The organism is Desulfolithobacter dissulfuricans (assembly GCF_025998535.1).
Taxonomy (GTDB): domain Bacteria; phylum Desulfobacterota; class Desulfobulbia; order Desulfobulbales; family Desulfobulbaceae; genus Desulfolithobacter; species Desulfolithobacter dissulfuricans.
In genome coordinates, this window is the sequence record NZ_AP024233.1 from 2,245,083 (window position 1) to 2,261,576 (window position 16,494).

Consider the following 16,494-nt stretch of genomic DNA (forward strand, 5'->3'; position numbering starts at 1 on the left):
TCAATGGATACCGAATTTTTCCCGGTAGGCGGGAATCTCGATCATGGGCGGCCGTTCCTCTTCATAGATCTCATGGATCACCTGTTCGTAGTGATCGCCCTGGACCTGGAACTGGCGGAGATTGGCGGTCAGTTCCGGCAGGTCACCGACAATGCCGCGCTCCCTGAGTCGCTTCAAAAAGGTCCGGAGAATGCCAAAGGCCATCTTGCCGAGATCCCGGGTCGGCTGGTGCCGGTGGACCCGCTGATCAAGATCGGTCTGGGCAAAGGCTTCCAGGCCCCACTCCTGGTATACATCGATGAGGTGGGAGGTCTCCACCCCGTAACCCACCGGAAAGGGAATACGCTCCAGGATCTCGCGACGGACAGCATATTCACCGGAAAGGGGCTGGATGATCGCGGTCAACTCGGGGAAGAAGAGGGAAAAGAGAGGCCGGACCAGGATCTCGGTCACCCGGCCGCCACCCGAGGGCCGTATTTCCCGGGAAAGGGCCAGCGGCCGATCGTAGAATGCCTTGACATATTTGATCTCGGGCCGGTAGATAAGCGGCGCCACTAACCCGTAGGCGAACCGGGGATGGATATTCTTGATGTCCGCATCCACGTAGACAATGATATCACCCTTGAGCTGGTAGATCGCCTTCCACAGGTTTTCGCCCTTGCCCCGCTTGAAGCCCATTTCCGGCAGGATATCGGCCGACAGGTAGACATCGGCGCCGAAGTCGGCCGCAACTTCCCTGGTCCGATCGGTGGAGCCCGAATCGATCACCGCGATCTCGTCCAGGAGCGGGTAGCGATCCTGGAGCTCGGACTTGAACAGAACCACCTCCTTGCCGATGGTCTTCTCCTCGTTCAGGGCCGGGATGCAGAGCGAAATGGTCAGGCCCTGTTTCTCCTTTTCCCTGATAAGCCGCAGCAGATCCCAGAACTGGCGGTGGTGAAAGGTGTTGGTCTCGATCCAGTTGCCTATATTAAACACAGCACCCTCCATCGATGGCGAGCAGTATGCCGATCAACTGAGCCACCCCGGTCATGATCGGTTCGATCTCCACAAATTCATCCTCATAGTTGACGTTATCGGCGTTGGTGATCCCCACGCCCAGGGCCGGCAGTTCATGCTCCACATATCCGGACATGATGGAGGAGTAGATGGAATAGCGCGGCTCTATCCCGAGGACCGCCATGATCCTGCGGGTCTGGACCACCAGGGGATGGCTGGAACTGATCCCGCCGGACCGGGTCCGGGCGATCACCTCGAGATGGGCCGAAACCCCGGCCTGCAGGGCCATCTCGTCAAGAATGCGATTGATCCGGCCGGTGACCTCCCGGACGATCTCGTCCGAGTCGGAGCGGAGCTGAAACTTGAGCCGGGCATTACGGGCCGGCACCTTGTAGGAGGCGCCGCCGCTGATAGACCCCAGGATGAGCGCGGTATTGCTCTCCCGGGGCATGTCGATCTCGCGCAGCCTGGTTATGATCTGGTTCAGTACATCGATGGCACTGCGCTGACTCACCTTGCGGTCCACATGACAGCTTATGGTGCCACCAAGCGAGGCCATGGAGCGAAAATGGAGCCGACCCAGAGAGGCCCCCTCCACCGCGATACCGGCCTTGAGCGGCAGATCAGTATTGGCTAGAAAAAACCGCAGACCCGACTGGTTTCCCATGTCCAGACTGCGGGTGGCCCCCATCAGCACGATATCATAAGAAAATCGTAAGCCCAGTCCCTCCAGGATGGTGGGTAGAGTGGCGAGCACAGCCAGACCAAGGATATCATCGGCCACCCCGGGACCACGAATTTTGCCACCACTGACCGTATAGGTGTGATCGATGGTGGCCGGAAAGGGGGTATCGCTGTGGGCCGAAACCAGGAGGCATTTTTCCCCGCTGGTGCCGGGCAGAATGGCCAGGCCGTTGCCGGCCTCATCGGTCGAGCAGTTCTGGAGACCGCATTCGGTGAAACGCTGGACCAGGAAATTGACCCGGTCCTCCTCGCCAAAAGTGGGCCCCGGAATCTCGCCGATCATGACCACGTTGGCCAGCAGCATTTCCCTGTACGGTTCCAGCGCCTGGGGCAGCTTGCGGACCTGGTCGAGTATCTTTTCCATGGCAAGGGACGTCATGGCATCATTGGCTGTTTTCTCCATTGCATTGTTACCTCGGGCTCCGGCCATAGTCGTCTTCAAGTCGTTCGATATCGTCTTCACCAAAATAATCGCCCAGCTGGACCTCGATAAAGACCAGGTCCTCCTGGTCGTCGTTCTGCACCCGGTGCACAGCCCCCCGGGCAATATCCACCGATTCTCCCGGCCCCAGAACCAGGAACCGGTCATCCAGGGTCACACCGGCCCGGCCGGAAACCACCAGCCAGTGTTCCTGGCGATGGCGGTGGCGCTGGAGGGAAAGCCGCTGACCGGGCAGAACGACGATCCGTTTCACCTTGTGATCCTTTTCGTCAGCCAGCACAGTGAACCTTCCCCAGGGCCTGTGCTCCGTAATCTGGACAGTGTGTCTCTGACAGATGAACTCCTGCGTGGTGATGTCACCCATGGTTCCCTCCAGCTGAGCCTTCAGGTTTCGGGGCTGACTGTACCGGTGGCTCTTTCAGGTAAGCCAGCAGCACTGGTATGGTTCCAGCTTCACGGTGTCGTGGAACTCCTTACCGGAAAGGATATCATGCAGTGTGGAGCGGCCTGCGAACGGACCGAGCTTTTTCATGGAGACCTCCTGATCTGCCGGACTCACATTGTGCAGGCAGACGATCACCCGATCATGGGGTGGAATCCGGACAATACCGAACAGGGAATCCGGCAGCTCGAGAACTTCCTGTTCCGCGTCCGGATGGAAGGCGGTCTGCCTGCGTCGCAGGCGCAGCAGTTCGATGTAGCGATGGAACACCCTGGCGGTCACGGTCTCAGGGTCTTCCAGCAGCTCACGCAGCTCCTCTTCATGCCACCGTCGCCGGTTGATGGCCCGGTTCTGTCCGGTGGCCTTGACCCCCTCCAGGTCATTGGCGGTGGCGGTCAGGCTGTGGAAATAGATCGCCGGGATACCACGCAGACCCAGCATGATGATCTGCGAACAGAGAAAGCGGCGGACATGGAGCTCTTCGTCATCCGGGTTCTTCGGATCCCTGAGGGCATCGAAATAAGTGATATTGAGTTCATAAGGCTGTTCGACCCCGTCCTCGTCCCGACGGCAGGAGACCAGACCACCGCAGGCCCGGACAGTCGCCACCAGGTGCTCGATCTCCTCGGGGCGCAGCAGCCCTTCCAGGGGCCGCACCCCGATGCCGTCATGGGAGGCGGTAAAATTCAGAAAGGCACACCCATCGGGTGGCGGCTCCAGCTGCGCGGCCCACTGCCGGAGGTGGCGGGCCGACCCGGTATGAAGGGTATGCAGCAGCAGGGGCGGCAGGCTGAACTGGTAGACCAGATGGGCCTCGTCACCCTGGCCGAAATAACTGATATTCTGTTCATGGGGGAGATTGGTTTCAGTCAGCAACAGGACCCCGGGGGTCACATTGTCCACCACGTCCCGCAGCAGCCTGACCAGTTCATGGGTCTGGGGCAGATTGATACAGGGCGTACCAATCTCCTTCCAGAGATAGGCAATGGCATCCAGCCGGATAATGGCCGCACCCCTGGCCACGTAACCGAGCAGGATATCGAGCATTTCCAGCAGCACATCGGGATTCTTATAGTTGAGATCCACCTGGTCGGGACTGAACGTGGTCCACACCCAGCGCTTGCCGGCAATGGTCTCCACCGGGGTCAGCAGCGGAGTGGTCCGGGGCCGGACCACCATGGACAGGTCGGTATCCGGATCCACTTCGATAAAATAATCCCTCGCCGGGGCGACCCCACCCACATAATCCTCAAACCAGTGGGAGCGGCTGGACACATGGTTGATGACCAGGTCCACCATCAGGCGGAAATCCCTGGAGATATTGGTGATATCATTCCAGGTTCCCAACTCCCGGTTGACCCGCCGGTAATCGATGACCGAAAAGCCATCGTCTGAGCTATAGGGAAAAAAGGGCAGGACATGGATGCCGGAGACCACGTAATAGAGATGCTTTTTCAAAAAGCGATGCAGGGTGAAAAGAGGCTTCTTTTCCGGATGAAGCAGCATGTCACCATAGGTGATCAACAGCACACTGGTCTGGTCCCAGCAGGGCTGGTCTTTCCTGCAGCGCTCCTCCAGGTAGTTGTAGCGGCTGGCCATGAGCGCGATCCGTTCCAGCAACCGGTCGGTGTTATGCTCCGGATAGAGCATCTCCAGCCGTGGCCTCAAGCGCTCCTTGAAGGTGTTGATAAGTCTCCACATACGGTTACGCTTCCCTGGCAGGCATCTTTTCCCGGTCAGATACCATACTTGATATTATTGAGCAGTGTCTGCAGACAGTACCGGAGAATCGGGTAGCTGTAGTATCTCTTTCCCTGTTCGTAGTTGTAATCGACGATCTGCTGTCGGTATAACCGATCCTCAAGCAGGCGACGGGCATTCTCCACGATCCGTTTATTGACAAACCCTTCCATGACCGGCACCTGAAATCCCTTGGGCTCGATATCACGGACCCAGACCGGATACCGGTTGACTATAATGGGCACCTTGAAATAGAAGGCCTCCAGCAGGGCATTGCCAAACCCCTCGTAGATACTGGGATACATGACCAGGTCGGCGTGGGGATACAGGTCATGGAGCACGTAGATCTTCTTCCCCTCGCCGTTGATATGACGCCGATCTCCCACCCGATCGCCAAACAGAATCAGATCCACTCCTTCCATACGGGCCAGTTCGATGATCTGTTCCAGGTAGTCCGAGCCTTCATCACCGGCAGCGTGTGAGATAACCAGTTTACAGCGGGGATCTTTGAGGCGCTGGACCAGGGTGATGGAATGCTCGATGCCCTTGCGCGGGACGATCCGCGTTGGCTGCAGAATCATCCGGTCATCGGGACCAAGGCCCATCTCATCACGGATGTCGGCCCCGTAATCGTCCTTGTAGTCCAGGGGTTCATGAAAATTGAACACATTGGGGACCAGCATGGAGGATATCCCCTTGCGCAGAGCCAGTTCTTCCCTGGCCGCCTGGTTGATCACCACGTGCTGAAGATTGACATCCCGCGGCGGGAAGGCCATATCCAGAAAGTCCGGAACATTATTGACCTGAAACCGACTGCGTTCCCAGTAGAAATCATGGTGGTGGGCAATGGCCTGCATCTCGGTTTCGGCAAGGAACTCGGCCAGGGCCACCCCCAGGGGCAGGTGCATGGGAATGGTGAGGGCGTTTTGGATGATCAGGATGGAGATGTCGAACTGGTCGACAAAATCGTACAGGGTTCCCTTGAGATACTCCGCCAGGTCGCGGATACGGCGGGTAACCCTGCGAGAACGCCTGGTCTGCCCCCAGATACGTCGATTGATCCACTCGTTCTCCGGATGGCCGAAATAGGCCTCGGGCACACACATGGATACATCTCTGCCGCGGTCAAGAACTCCTGCGTACCAGAAACTGAGGTGTTTATCCTGCCAGAGCACTTCGGCCCATTTGGCCGACTCCAGGGACACCCCGTCGGTACCGGCAAATCGTGTGGAGATAAAACCTATACGTTCGGACATGGACTCCTGTGGCAAGCTGTTTTCGCAGGATGGAGAACCTGGCCTCGACCGCCGGACGACTCCAGACCGCGCAGGGATCTATCACCGCTCCTCTGGCGCACCGGCTGTCTGCGGCTAAACCAGCATGGCTGGGCCAGGTAAGCGACCAAAAGGAGACTCCGGGTAAGCGACCAAAGGGAGACTCCGGGTTTCGGCACAGTCCAGCGGCAACAGACCATGAAAATCACCCTGGCAACACCACACCCCGGGGGCGATTTTCGAATCAACCGTTCCGAAATCACGGACAGGTCGGATGATATCCAGGTAAACTATAGGTCCGGCTCAGGCCATGTCAAGACCGGAGCCGAAACGGGCTTCTCCCCCTGTCGCTTACTGCGTGGCCGGAACATAGGTCCCGGCAGAGGAACTCCCTTTCCGGTACCGCTCGATGAGCTGGGCCACCACGGCAACTCCGATCTCCTCCGGGGTGACCGCGCCGATGGCCAGCCCCACCGGGCAGACAACCCGCTGCAGCTCGTCTTCTGCGACCCCTTCGCGACGCAGAGTGGCAAAGAAATTTTCCCGCTTACGGCGCGAACCGAGCAGGCCGACAAACTCTGCCGGGGTCCGCAGGGCCTGGCGCAGGACCTCTAGATCCATGGTGTGACTGCGGGTGCAGATAAGAAGATATGTCTTGGCAGTCACATTGATATCGGCGAAAAAATGTTCCACGCTGCGCAGGAGAAACCTGGCGTCAGTGCCCACCTGGCTGCCAATCTCTTCCTCCCGGTCATCGACCAGGGTTACCTGGAATCCGGCCAGCATGGCCATCCCGGCGACGGCCCGACCCACATGACCGGCGCCAAAGATGATAAGGTTCTTGCCGGCCAGAATCGGCTCCAAGAAGACCACTGTCCGACTGCCACACCGGTCTTCTTCACCTCCCGGAGGACTGATGGTGACAAGCCGGGGCTCGCCGCTTTCCAGCACTTCGGCACCGTGGCGGATAACCTCGGCCTCCAGCAGCCCGCCCCCCAGGCTGCCCACGGTTTCGCCGTTGTCCAGAATCAGCATCTTGGTCCCCACCGGCCGGGAGCCGGACCCGCTCCGCTCCACCAGGGTGGCCAGGACCCCGGCCTCACCCCGTTCCTGCAGGGCCAGTATTTCCGAATAGATATCTTTCATGAGCACCTATCCTGTCTACATTCGTCCGTGGCGGATAATAGAGAGCAGCAGCCAGAATCCCATGACTCCGGCCATGAGAAAACCGATCAGGCCAATGATGGGAATGCCGTTCCACTTGGGCGGAATATCGGAAAGCACCACCAGGGACGAACCGATGATCTGCGAGGCCAGAACAATGGCAAAGGCGATCCGGTTGGATACCCGGTCCAGCACCGCCTGCAGCGGCTGCAGCCCCCGGTGCTCGAACTCCATTTTCATCCGCCCGTGGCGCATCTGGCTGACAATGGAGCGCAGCTCCTCGGGCAGTTCCCGGATCAGATGCAGGTATTCCGAACCGGTCTCCCCCACCTCCTCGGCTATCCGGCCCGGCTTCAACCGGTCCATCTGGATGCGGCGCATGAAGGGTCTGGCCAGGGTGATCAGCTCCAGCTCCGGATCAAGCATAAGCCCCACCCCTTCCACTGTGGACAGCGCCTTCATCATCAGATAGAGATTGGGCTTGAGGTAGAGCTCATGCCGGGCCACCAGGTCCAGGAGATCCTGGAGCATCTTGCCGGCCTGCAGTTCCCCCAGGGGCAGGTAGAGGTAACGGTCGATCAGGTCGCCGAGATCACGGCTCAGCGCATCCCGGTTGAGCTCCCGGTGATGAATGGTCAGCCGCAGGACCCCGTCGGTCACCTTGCGTTCATTGCCGGCCACTATACTGAGGACCAGGTCGGTGAAATCTTCCTTGTCCGTGCGGCTCAGACGCCCCATCTGGCCGAAATCGATGAAACAGATCACGTTGCCCGGCAGGACAAAGATGTTGCCCGGATGGGGGTCGGCATGGAAAAAGCCATGAACGAATATCTGTTCCATGACCAGTATGGAGCCCCTCCTGGCGATCAGCTTCAGATCATAGCCCTTTTCGCGCAGCAGCTCCAGCTCCGAGGCCTTGATGCCATCGACGTATTCCATGGCCAGGATCCGCTCGGTTGAGAGCTGCTTGTAGACCGCCGGCACGTGGATATTGGGGTTGCCCTCGAACTGGCGGGCGAAACGCTGGATGGACGAGAGCTCGATGGTGAAGTCGATCTCCCGGGACAGGCTGCGGGCGAATTCCTCGACGATCGCCGAGGGCCTGTGGCCCTGCACCTCTTCGAGATACTGCTCCATGAGCTGGGCGATGTGGGCCAGGATCTCCAGGTCCACGGCAATGACATTCTCGATACCCGGCCGCTGAACCTTGACCACCAGTTCCTCCCCGGCCAGGGTCCGGGCCCGATGTACCTGGCCGATGGATGCAGCGGCCATGGGCTCGGCGTCAAAGTATTCAAAGATTTCTTCCGGTGTCCGGCCCATTTCCTCCTGGAAAATCTGGGCCACCTCCTCGTAGGAAAAGGGCGGCACCCGATCCTGGAGTTTGGCCAGTTCGGTGAGATAGTCAGGCGGAACGAAATCGGGCCGGGTGGAGAGCAGCTGGCCGAATTTGATAAACGTCGGCCCCAGCTCTTCAAGGGCCATGCGCAACCGCTCGGGACGGGTATGTTTTTCTATCTGGTCCCGGGGTTTGCGGTTGATCATCTGCAGACCCGTCTCCAGGTACTGGTCTATGTGCAACCGCTCCACAAGGTCGTCAAAACCATACTTGAACAGGACCCGCAGGATTCGCTGGTACCGGTTCAGATGACGGTACGTCCGACCTATGGCTCCGAGTTTTCTGATACTGAACATGCAGGATTAAGTCCTGGATTCCAGGCTCCGGGAACAATACATTCCAGAGCCCGGAGCCGCAAAAGTTTATCTGATTACCACTGAAATTCAGTCTTCGATGGATAAAGGTGTCGGCCTCGCTTGTTGCACGGGTGTCTGTGGCCTGGATGGCCACAGTCAAGCCCCCAGGGACGGGTTTATGGCGTCCCGTGAAACAAGCGAGGCCGACACCGGTTTCAATGCTGAAGATTGATGGTAATCACAAAAGTTTATGAAATGCCGGTTTTGAGATCTTTCGATGCAGTTTGGCCTGCATGGAACGACGCAAGGTGCAGCAGGTAAGCGGAGCGAAGCGGAGACTCCGGATTTGAGAACCGCTCTATCCAGGTATCACTCTTCGGCCCTGGCGTTGATGGCCACCTGCAGTTCTTCGATCTTGCGGCGCAGTTCCTGGATATCCTCGGCGGTGGCCAGGTTCATTTTCTTGATCTGGTCGGCCACCATCTGGTTCAGCTTGAGTTCAAACTGATCCTTGAGGGTTTCTGATTTCTTCATCCATTCATCGACCAGTTCCTTACCTTCATCCTGGGTCAGTTTGCCCTTGTCGACCAGCTCGTTTTTCAGCTCCTCAATCTTTTCCTTGGTAAGGAATGCGGCACCTGCACCCATGAACAGCATATTCTTCAACAACTCCTTCATTTTGCTACCTCCCTTGTTCGAGTCGATCCATTGACATTTTCCGTTACCCGATACCTGCGTCATAGCAGATAAGAGCAGACTCCGAAACGAAAAACACCCCCATCCGGGCCGCTCGGAGCCGGAACCGGACCGGGCACCGAGTCGGCACCTGCCTTTGAGTGCGCCCCGGCAGCGCGAGCATATGAAAACCTGTTTTCCCGAAACCATAACCCTGTCCCCTGTCTTTTTCCCGTGAAGGGCCTCCCGGTCACCACTGCTCACCGCTTGTCGATATCGCGATGAAACACCTCCACGCAATAATCCCGGCGGGCCAGGGCACGACCCAGGAACTCGGTCACGGCCACGGAGCGGTGACGCCCTCCGGTACAGCCAATCGCCAGCCGGATCATCTCCCGCTTTGCCCGGTGGTGATGGTTGAGCGTAAACTGCACCAGAGGCTCTACCAGACGGAGAAACTCCTGGCCGGCCTCATTGTCCAGGACATAGCGGGCAACTTCCTGTTCAAGCCCGCTGTATTCCTTCAGGGCAGGCACCCAGTAGGGATTGGGCAGAAACCGTACATCCCAGACCAGGTCAGCCTCCGGATGACCGTGTTTGAACCCGAAAGAGAACAGGGTAACCCGCAATCGTCCGGTACCGTTCTTTATTATCTCCATAATCAGATTATATAGTAATCACTGGATTTCAAAAATGGTGATTTTTTTCATCACAGCATGAAACATCGCCCGGCCCGCAGGCCTGTTCCCCTTGCCGACATAAAAAAAGGGAGCCACGCCAGCACGCACTCCCCCTGAAGCCACCCCTCACGTCTTTGCAGTTATCAGGAGGTGGAACAGACCATACGGATCGAGTCCGCCTTCTCCGAAATGCCCCGCTTGAGTACTTCGTGGTTATAGGCGGCAATCACATCTCTGCGCTTGAGCATACCAAGCACCCAGGGATCCTCCCTGGACTCAACCACCGGAATTTCCTCGATGCCCTTGAGATCGAACAGCTGCATGGCCTCGTAGAGATTATCATCCGGAGTAAGAGAAATGACATCACGACTGCAGATGGCCCCCACCAGGTAACAGACGCGCTGCTCTTCATCGTGAAGGATATTTTTCACATCCTGCATGGAGACCACGCCCACCATCCGACCCCGTTCATTGACCACTGGAAAGTAGAAGCTGTCCTTGGCCATCCTGAAGAGCTCGAGCAGATGATTTATATTTGCGTTTTCACTAATAAAATCAACATCCTCCGTGATTGCCTTGCCCACCTTGATCGATTTCATGATCGCCACCTCGCGGCCCTCGTGAATATTGATCCCCTCGCGGGTGAAGTCCACGGTGTCGATGGAGTCGTGATAGAATTTGGTGGCGGTGACCGTACCGAGGATGGAGGTCAGCATGACCGGGATGATAATCATGTAGTTGCCGGTCATCTCGAAGAGCAGAAAGATGGCGGTCATGGGCGCATGGGTGGAGGCGGCAAGAAAGGCGCCGATACCGATGGTCGCATAGGCCCCGGAGGTGGCGGTGTACTGGGGCAGGTACTGATGCATGATACCGCCAAAGGCACCTCCCAGCATGGCGCCGATAAACAGGGAGGGCGCAAACACACCGCCGGCCCCGCCGGACCCGAGCGTAATGGCGGTGGCAATGGACTTGAGAAACACCAGCGCCATCATGACCCAGATAATGCCATGCCCGGCCAGAGCTTTTTCGATCTCCTCATATCCGTCACCCATGACCTGGGGAAAACCGATACCGATGAGCCCCACCAGCACCGCGCCCATGATCGGCTTGAGCTGAGGATGGAGCGGCAGGTCCCGGAACCAGTCGCGGACCCAGTAGAAAAAGCGGATATGGAGCACGGCCAGCATGCCGACGATGAGGCCCATGATGGTATAAAGCGGCATCTCGACAAAGGGATTGACCATGTGATAGTCCGGAATGGGAAAGGCGGGGACCTCACCGTAATAGGCCCGGGAGACCACGGTGGACATGGCCGAGGCAATAACCAGGGCGGCAAAGGAGGAAATCTCGTAGGTCCCGAGCAGAACGATCTCCGCGGCAAAGAATATCCCGGCTATGGGGGCGTTGAAGATACCGGCGATCCCCCGGCGCAGCCGGCGGCGATATAAACCTTCATCCGGGAACCGGAGACCCGGGTCTGCTGGCCGATCTGGGAACCAAGGGCCCCGCCGATGGTGGCGATGGGTCCTTCGACCCCGGCTGAATTACCGGTTCCGATGGTCAGGGCGGTGGAGACGATCTTGATGAAGATAGTCCGCGCCTTGATAACACCGTTTTCCAGGTTGACCCGGCGCAGAAAGTTCGTGAAGCTGTAGCCGTTCACTTCGCCGGGGAAGAGCAGGGAAAGCGGAATCAGCAGCACGGCCCCGGTCACCGGCAGCAGGGGCAACAGATAACGGCGCCAGCCCCCCTCCCCTATCCGGAGCAGTTCATACCCCTGAACAAAGATCAATTCATGGACCAGGTCGACCGCGCTGCGGAAGACAATGATCGCAAGTCCCGCCATGAGCCCGATGCAGGCCGCGGTGATGATAAGCCGGGTATTTTCACCCGGGAGGAAGATTTTCAGTTTGGTAAACATGTACGCTCCGGTATGCGACAGCCAATCTCCTGGGCCTGACGCAGAAAAAAATCATCTGTCATCCCGGCAAGATAATCCCTGACAACAGCGGGCGCCGGATGATCCTGCAAATAGGCTTCAGACATGGTCTGCAAAAAATCCCGGCCGCTACCGCGTCCCGTGGAATCCTTTTCGAGCTGACGCAGATAGTGGGCAAAAAGACGTTCGTAACAGATGTGTATCTTCTCGAAATCCGGCTTAAAAGACGGATTCTTGTAAATTCGTTCGTAGTTGAACTTTTTCAGTTCAAGCAACAGCTCGGCGGTCTCCTCGCCAAGACCGATCCAGTCCTGATCCGATCCACGGCAGGCGGAACGCTCTCGGACGTGATGACTGTGCAGGAGCAGATCGGTGACCAGGTTGTAGACAATGGAGCCGTTGCTGCTGCCCAGACGACGGGAACACCGCTCAGGGATTTCGTCCCGGCGGATCAGGCCCAGCTCGACGGCGTCCTCGATATCGCGCCCCACATAGGCAATGGTGTCGCAGAGCCGGACCACGCAGCCCTCGAGCGTCATGGGCCGCAGGGCCAGACGGGGATTGTGTCCCTTGTCCCGGATTTCCTGGTCCAGCCTGGCAAAGTCCTTGTCCCGGCAGGGGGCAAGCCGCGGGTTATGCACTTCCCCGTCATGGCAGAGGATTCCGTCGAGCACCTGGAGGGTCAGGTTCCAGCCGGCGCCCTTGCGCTCAAAGCGCTCAAGAAACTGGACAGACTGGATGTTGTGCTGAAACCCCTCCAGGCCATGGGCCCGACAGAGTTTGTCCAGAATACGCTCCCCCTCGTGGCCAAAGGGAGGATGACCGATATCGTGTCCCAGGGCGATGGCCTCAATCAGATCCTCGTTCAGGCCGAGGAAACGCCCCACCGTCCGCCCGATCCGTGAGACCATCTGCACATGCAGAACCCGGTGGGTGATATGATCGTTGTCCACCAGGGAAAAAACCTGGGTTTTGTCAATGTAGCGGGAATAGGCCCGGGAATGCAGTATTCTGTCAGCATCGCGGGCGAACGACTGACGATAATCCAGGCGGGTATCGGGATGTCGCCACCGGGCCTCACAGCTTCTGCATGCCAGGGGTGAGAGATGCTCTTCCTCTGCCCTGTATAATGCGTCCTGAATCCGTTGCAGGATCAATTCATCCGACCTGTGCATCTTCGTCAACCGGCCTGTCTACTGTTGTTATTTTGAAAAAAAATTGAATTATATCAAAAATAAGCCCCCCGGCAAATCACTTTCCACAGCATGCGACATAAAATACGGCAAAACAGCAGGATAGTCATCAGCAATCCGAACCGACCACCTTCACCTGAACCAATCCGCGCAACGAATTGCCCACATAAACGGCCTCTGCCCGAAAGACATCCTCCCGGAAGACCACCTGCTCCCGGACCAGGCCCTTCTCGAGCAGCAGGCGGCGGAAGGTCCCGGGCAACAGCCCGCAGTGAACCGGCGGGGTGACCAACTCGCCTTCGAGTTCAAGGAATACGTTGGTAATCGTCCCTTCGGTCACCTCGCCCTGCCGGTTGCAGAACAGGACCTCGAAATACCCCTGGCTGACAGCGACCGCCCGTTCGCGCTCATAGAGCTCCCGCCGGGTTGTCTTGTGGAAAAACTCGGTTTTCCTGTTATCGACCAGGGTTTCGGAGAAGAAGACCCCGGGCAGGGGGTCCTCCCGCCGCGCCTGGAGGTATCTCCTGGGCCGAGACCAGGAGACCGGCGCCGAGCTCACCTCCACACGGCCGTCCCGGTGGAGCAGGAGCCGGACCCGACACGAGGTCCCCCTGCCGGCAACCTCCTGTTCCAGTGCCCGCCGGATCTCCACCGGGTCACAGACAAACATGTGGTAAATGGCCGAATCCCGGAGCCGGTCCAGGTGATAGTCAAGGAGCCAGAACCCATGGCCGGGCTCCCAAAGCAGGGTCTCGATGAGCTGAAAATCCGGCCGGGGACGGGTCAGAAACCGGGATTTGAGCAGACTCTCCTCCCACTCACCTTCAGGATCCGAATCATGGACAATTCCCGAGCCGATACCCATCTCGCCCCGGCCCTCCTCCAGCACCAGTGTGCGGATGGGCACATTGAACACCGCATGATCCATTCCGGCCCAGCCGATGGCGCCGCAATAGACTCCACGCCGTTTTTTTTCCAGTTCATGGATGATCTCCATGGTCCGGATCTTGGGCGCCCCGGTCACCGAGCCGCAAGGAAAAAGGGCCTGGAGCAGCCGGGTCAGACCGGGAAGGTGACCTGCAGTGGCCAGGCCCTCGATGGTCGAGGTCATCTGGTGCAGCGTTTCATAGGTCTCCACGTCAAACAGCGAGCGCACCGTTACTCGACCGCCACCGCAGTCATGGAGCAACCGTCCGAGATCGTTACGCAACAGGTCGACAATCATCACGTTCTCGCTGCGGTTCTTGACATCCGTTCTGAGCGCCCGCACGGCCCCGGCGTCTTCGGCCGTGGTCCGCCCCCGGGCAAGGGTACCCTTCATGGGCCGCACGGTGATGCGCTCGCCCCGGGCCCGGAAAAAAAGCTCCGGAGAAAAGCTGAGAATATCCCGGCCGCCTGTCCGCAGCCAGGCCCCGAAACCAACAGACTGGTTGCGCCGCAGGGTACGATAGAGGGCCGCCACCGAACCCTGGAAGGAAAAATCCAGTTTCAGGGTGTAGTTGACCTGATAGGTATCACCGGCGCGGATGTATCTCTTGATGGCATCGATGGCCCGGAGGTATTCCTCCCGGGAAATGGCCGGGCGTACCTCACTGACCCTGTACTGCTGTTCCCCTCCGGCCGCCATCGGGATATCCGGCTCCGAAGACCATGAGGAGGTCCGATGGTCATAGATCCTGGGCTCGCGGAAGACTCCGAGCTCGGCGACCACCTGTCCCGGGGAAGATCGGCGGCGAGGTGCTGCAGGGCCGGCTCCAGGAGGTAGCCAAACTCATAGCCGATCCAGCCGGCCAGGACATACCCGCGGGCCTGCCAGCGGGCAGCCTGGGCCAGAAAAACTTCGGCATTCTCCCCGGCCCGGCACACCAGCCAGGTCCGGGCACCGGTAAACAGCAGCGACCGGTGCTCCCCGTCACCCATCCGGGTGGTTTCGAGAAACACAAAGTCGTGCTGATGCTCGAGCCAGATCGAAAGGGCTTTTATTTCCGGATCAGTAAAGGGCTTCATAATTGGATCAGTCAGACAACTCCCGGATGCGCAGATGGCGCATATTTCCAGAATGACTTTGCCGCGCAACTATTTTTCATCACATTTCTGTTTCCTTGATGGAAAAACAGGACCTTCATATAACCACCAGAACCATGAAGAGCACGAAGATTTTTCCCCTGCAACCCTTTTTTCGACCCTTGCCTCCTGAACAAAAACCAAACACCCTGCTACCTGCACGACCAGCCGCTCCACAACAACGCAACAAGCTGTTTTTCCGTACCACCAAATGAGAAATGGCCTTTTTTCCCACGCAAATGCACAAGGTTGGCAGACGATTACTGTTGCCAGAAGTAAACCAATATTCTATAATGGGGGATTACGGTACTTTTCCAGACCTATTGCCGGCAACTGCCACTTCCCGGTCATTGCTGCCGCATTCCCTGGATCTTTTTCTGTGACGACTTAACCAGTGCCTGTCCATAAATGAGAATTTTCGTTCGAGTTCAAGGAGCATAGAAAAATAAAAAGCGCAGCATATCAGGAATATGTGAGCATTTTTATTTTTCGTAGCGACGCAGGAATCGGGCGAAAAGACCATTTATGGACAGGCACTAACCAACCAAGGAGGTTTCCATGCTGATCAAAGACTGGATGACCACGGCCATACTTACAGTGGACATCAACACCTCTGTCATGCGGGCCACACGGATCATGAAAGAAAACAATATCCGTCGGCTGCCGGTCATGTCCCACGGCAAACTGGTTGGTGTTGTCACTGACCGTGATCTCAAGGAGGCTTCACCCTCGACCACCTCGGACGTCGACCTGCACGAGATGTACTACCTGCTCGCCGAGATGAAAATCAAGGATGTGATGACAGACAAGTGTATCAGCCTGCAGGAGGACGATACCCTGGAGAAGGCTGCCCTGGTCATGCTCAAGGAAAAGATCTCGGGAATCATGATCCTCGATGCCGAGGGAAACCTCGTTGGCCTGCTCAGCGAAACCGATATCCTGCGCGGCTTCATCCATGCCACCGGCATCCAGGACGGCGCCCACCAGTTTGTCATCGACATGCCCGACAAGCCCGGTTCCGTCTCCAGGGTCATCGACTTGCTGCGCAAGCAGGATGCCAGAGTCCTTTCCATCCTCACCTCCTTCGATGACGCACCTCCGGGGATGAAACGGGTGGCCATCCGGGTCTCCATCGATGACGCCAATGTCGACACCCTGAAAGAAGCCATCGGCAAACTGGAAAGCTACCGCATAGTGTACCATGGCAAGGACGACCTGAAAAATCTGCCAACAAAGAGCAACTGAAGGGAAGAAAAAACCTGTTTCAGGTCTGTCTGAAAAGCAGGAATTCTGTCCGGATTCACACCAGCTCAACCTTTTCCCCGACCGACGGCCACACGCGCTGGATGAAGAAAGGGAAAAGATGACCCTGGTACCGGGGCTGGAGAGAAGAACGGGTTTTCAGAGGGGCCGTTAGATTTGCCGGCACCAGCGAGCGCT

The 16,494-nt window shown here is 57.9% G+C and carries 14 protein-coding genes and 1 pseudogene; 2 read left to right on the forward strand and 13 right to left on the reverse strand.

Annotation, left to right across the window (positions count from 1 at the left end; all coding sequences use genetic code 11):
* The 13 genes and pseudogenes from GF1_RS09975 to pabB form a co-directional block, all read right to left on the reverse strand.
* Positions 1–978, reverse strand: coding sequence for a glucosyl-3-phosphoglycerate synthase (locus tag GF1_RS09975; RefSeq protein WP_267926396.1), 978 nt, complete (start codon positions 976–978; stop codon positions 1–3).
* Positions 971–2,146: a peptidase dimerization domain-containing protein gene (locus GF1_RS09980; RefSeq protein WP_267926398.1), complete on the reverse strand. Its 1,176-nt coding sequence runs from the start codon at positions 2,144–2,146 to the stop codon at positions 971–973. The genes GF1_RS09975 and GF1_RS09980 overlap by 8 nt, the downstream gene beginning before the upstream one ends.
* A gap of 7 nt (positions 2,147–2,153) precedes the next feature.
* The gene (locus GF1_RS09985) at positions 2,154–2,549 is read right to left on the reverse strand and encodes a phosphomannose isomerase type II C-terminal cupin domain (protein ID WP_267926399.1); all 396 of its coding nucleotides are present in this window, start codon (positions 2,547–2,549) and stop codon (positions 2,154–2,156) included.
* A gap of 54 nt (positions 2,550–2,603) precedes the next feature.
* A complete protein-coding gene (locus GF1_RS09990; protein ID WP_267926400.1) occupies positions 2,604–4,328 on the reverse strand; it encodes a sugar phosphorylase in 1,725 nt (574 codons plus the stop codon).
* 35 nt (positions 4,329–4,363) lie between these two features.
* Positions 4,364–5,623: a glycosyltransferase family 4 protein gene (locus tag GF1_RS09995; RefSeq protein ID WP_267926401.1), complete on the reverse strand. Its 1,260-nt coding sequence runs from the start codon at positions 5,621–5,623 to the stop codon at positions 4,364–4,366.
* Between the two features lie 369 nt (positions 5,624–5,992).
* Positions 5,993–6,787, reverse strand: coding sequence for an XdhC family protein (locus GF1_RS10000; protein WP_267926402.1), 795 nt, complete (start codon positions 6,785–6,787; stop codon positions 5,993–5,995).
* Between the two features lie 15 nt (positions 6,788–6,802).
* Positions 6,803–8,500: an ABC1 kinase family protein gene (locus GF1_RS10005; protein WP_267926403.1), complete on the reverse strand. Its 1,698-nt coding sequence runs from the start codon at positions 8,498–8,500 to the stop codon at positions 6,803–6,805.
* Positions 8,501–8,869: 369 nt separating this feature from the next.
* Positions 8,870–9,178, reverse strand: a complete 309-nt coding sequence (locus GF1_RS10010) for a phasin family protein (protein WP_267926404.1) — start codon at positions 9,176–9,178, stop codon at positions 8,870–8,872.
* A gap of 257 nt (positions 9,179–9,435) precedes the next feature.
* A complete protein-coding gene (locus GF1_RS10015) occupies positions 9,436–9,834 on the reverse strand; it encodes a RapZ C-terminal domain-containing protein (RefSeq protein ID WP_267926405.1) in 399 nt (132 codons plus the stop codon).
* Between the two features lie 164 nt (positions 9,835–9,998).
* A complete protein-coding gene (locus GF1_RS16495) occupies positions 9,999–10,604 on the reverse strand; it encodes a CBS domain-containing protein (RefSeq protein ID WP_353740459.1) in 606 nt (201 codons plus the stop codon).
* Positions 10,599–11,779 (reverse strand): annotated as a pseudogene (locus tag GF1_RS16500) (chloride channel protein); the annotation flags it as partial. The gene GF1_RS16495 and the pseudogene GF1_RS16500, both read right to left, overlap by 6 nt.
* The gene (locus tag GF1_RS10030) at positions 11,764–12,972 is read right to left on the reverse strand and encodes a deoxyguanosinetriphosphate triphosphohydrolase family protein (protein ID WP_267926407.1); all 1,209 of its coding nucleotides are present in this window, start codon (positions 12,970–12,972) and stop codon (positions 11,764–11,766) included. The gene GF1_RS10030 and the pseudogene GF1_RS16500, both read right to left, overlap by 16 nt.
* A 127-nt stretch (positions 12,973–13,099) precedes the next feature.
* Positions 13,100–14,701, reverse strand: coding sequence for an aminodeoxychorismate synthase component I (gene pabB / locus GF1_RS10035; RefSeq protein WP_435051695.1), 1,602 nt, complete (start codon positions 14,699–14,701; stop codon positions 13,100–13,102).
* Between the two features lie 26 nt (positions 14,702–14,727).
* On the opposite strand from pabB, the gene GF1_RS10040 reads away from it, so the two are divergent.
* Positions 14,728–15,096 carry a hypothetical protein gene (locus GF1_RS10040; protein ID WP_267926408.1) on the forward strand — a complete coding sequence of 123 codons (369 nt, stop codon included), beginning with the start codon at positions 14,728–14,730 and terminating at the stop codon, positions 15,094–15,096.
* A 516-nt stretch (positions 15,097–15,612) separates the two neighbouring features.
* Positions 15,613–16,299: a CBS and ACT domain-containing protein gene (locus GF1_RS10045; RefSeq protein WP_267926409.1), complete on the forward strand. Its 687-nt coding sequence runs from the start codon at positions 15,613–15,615 to the stop codon at positions 16,297–16,299.
* The last annotated feature ends 195 nt before the right edge of the window (positions 16,300–16,494 follow it).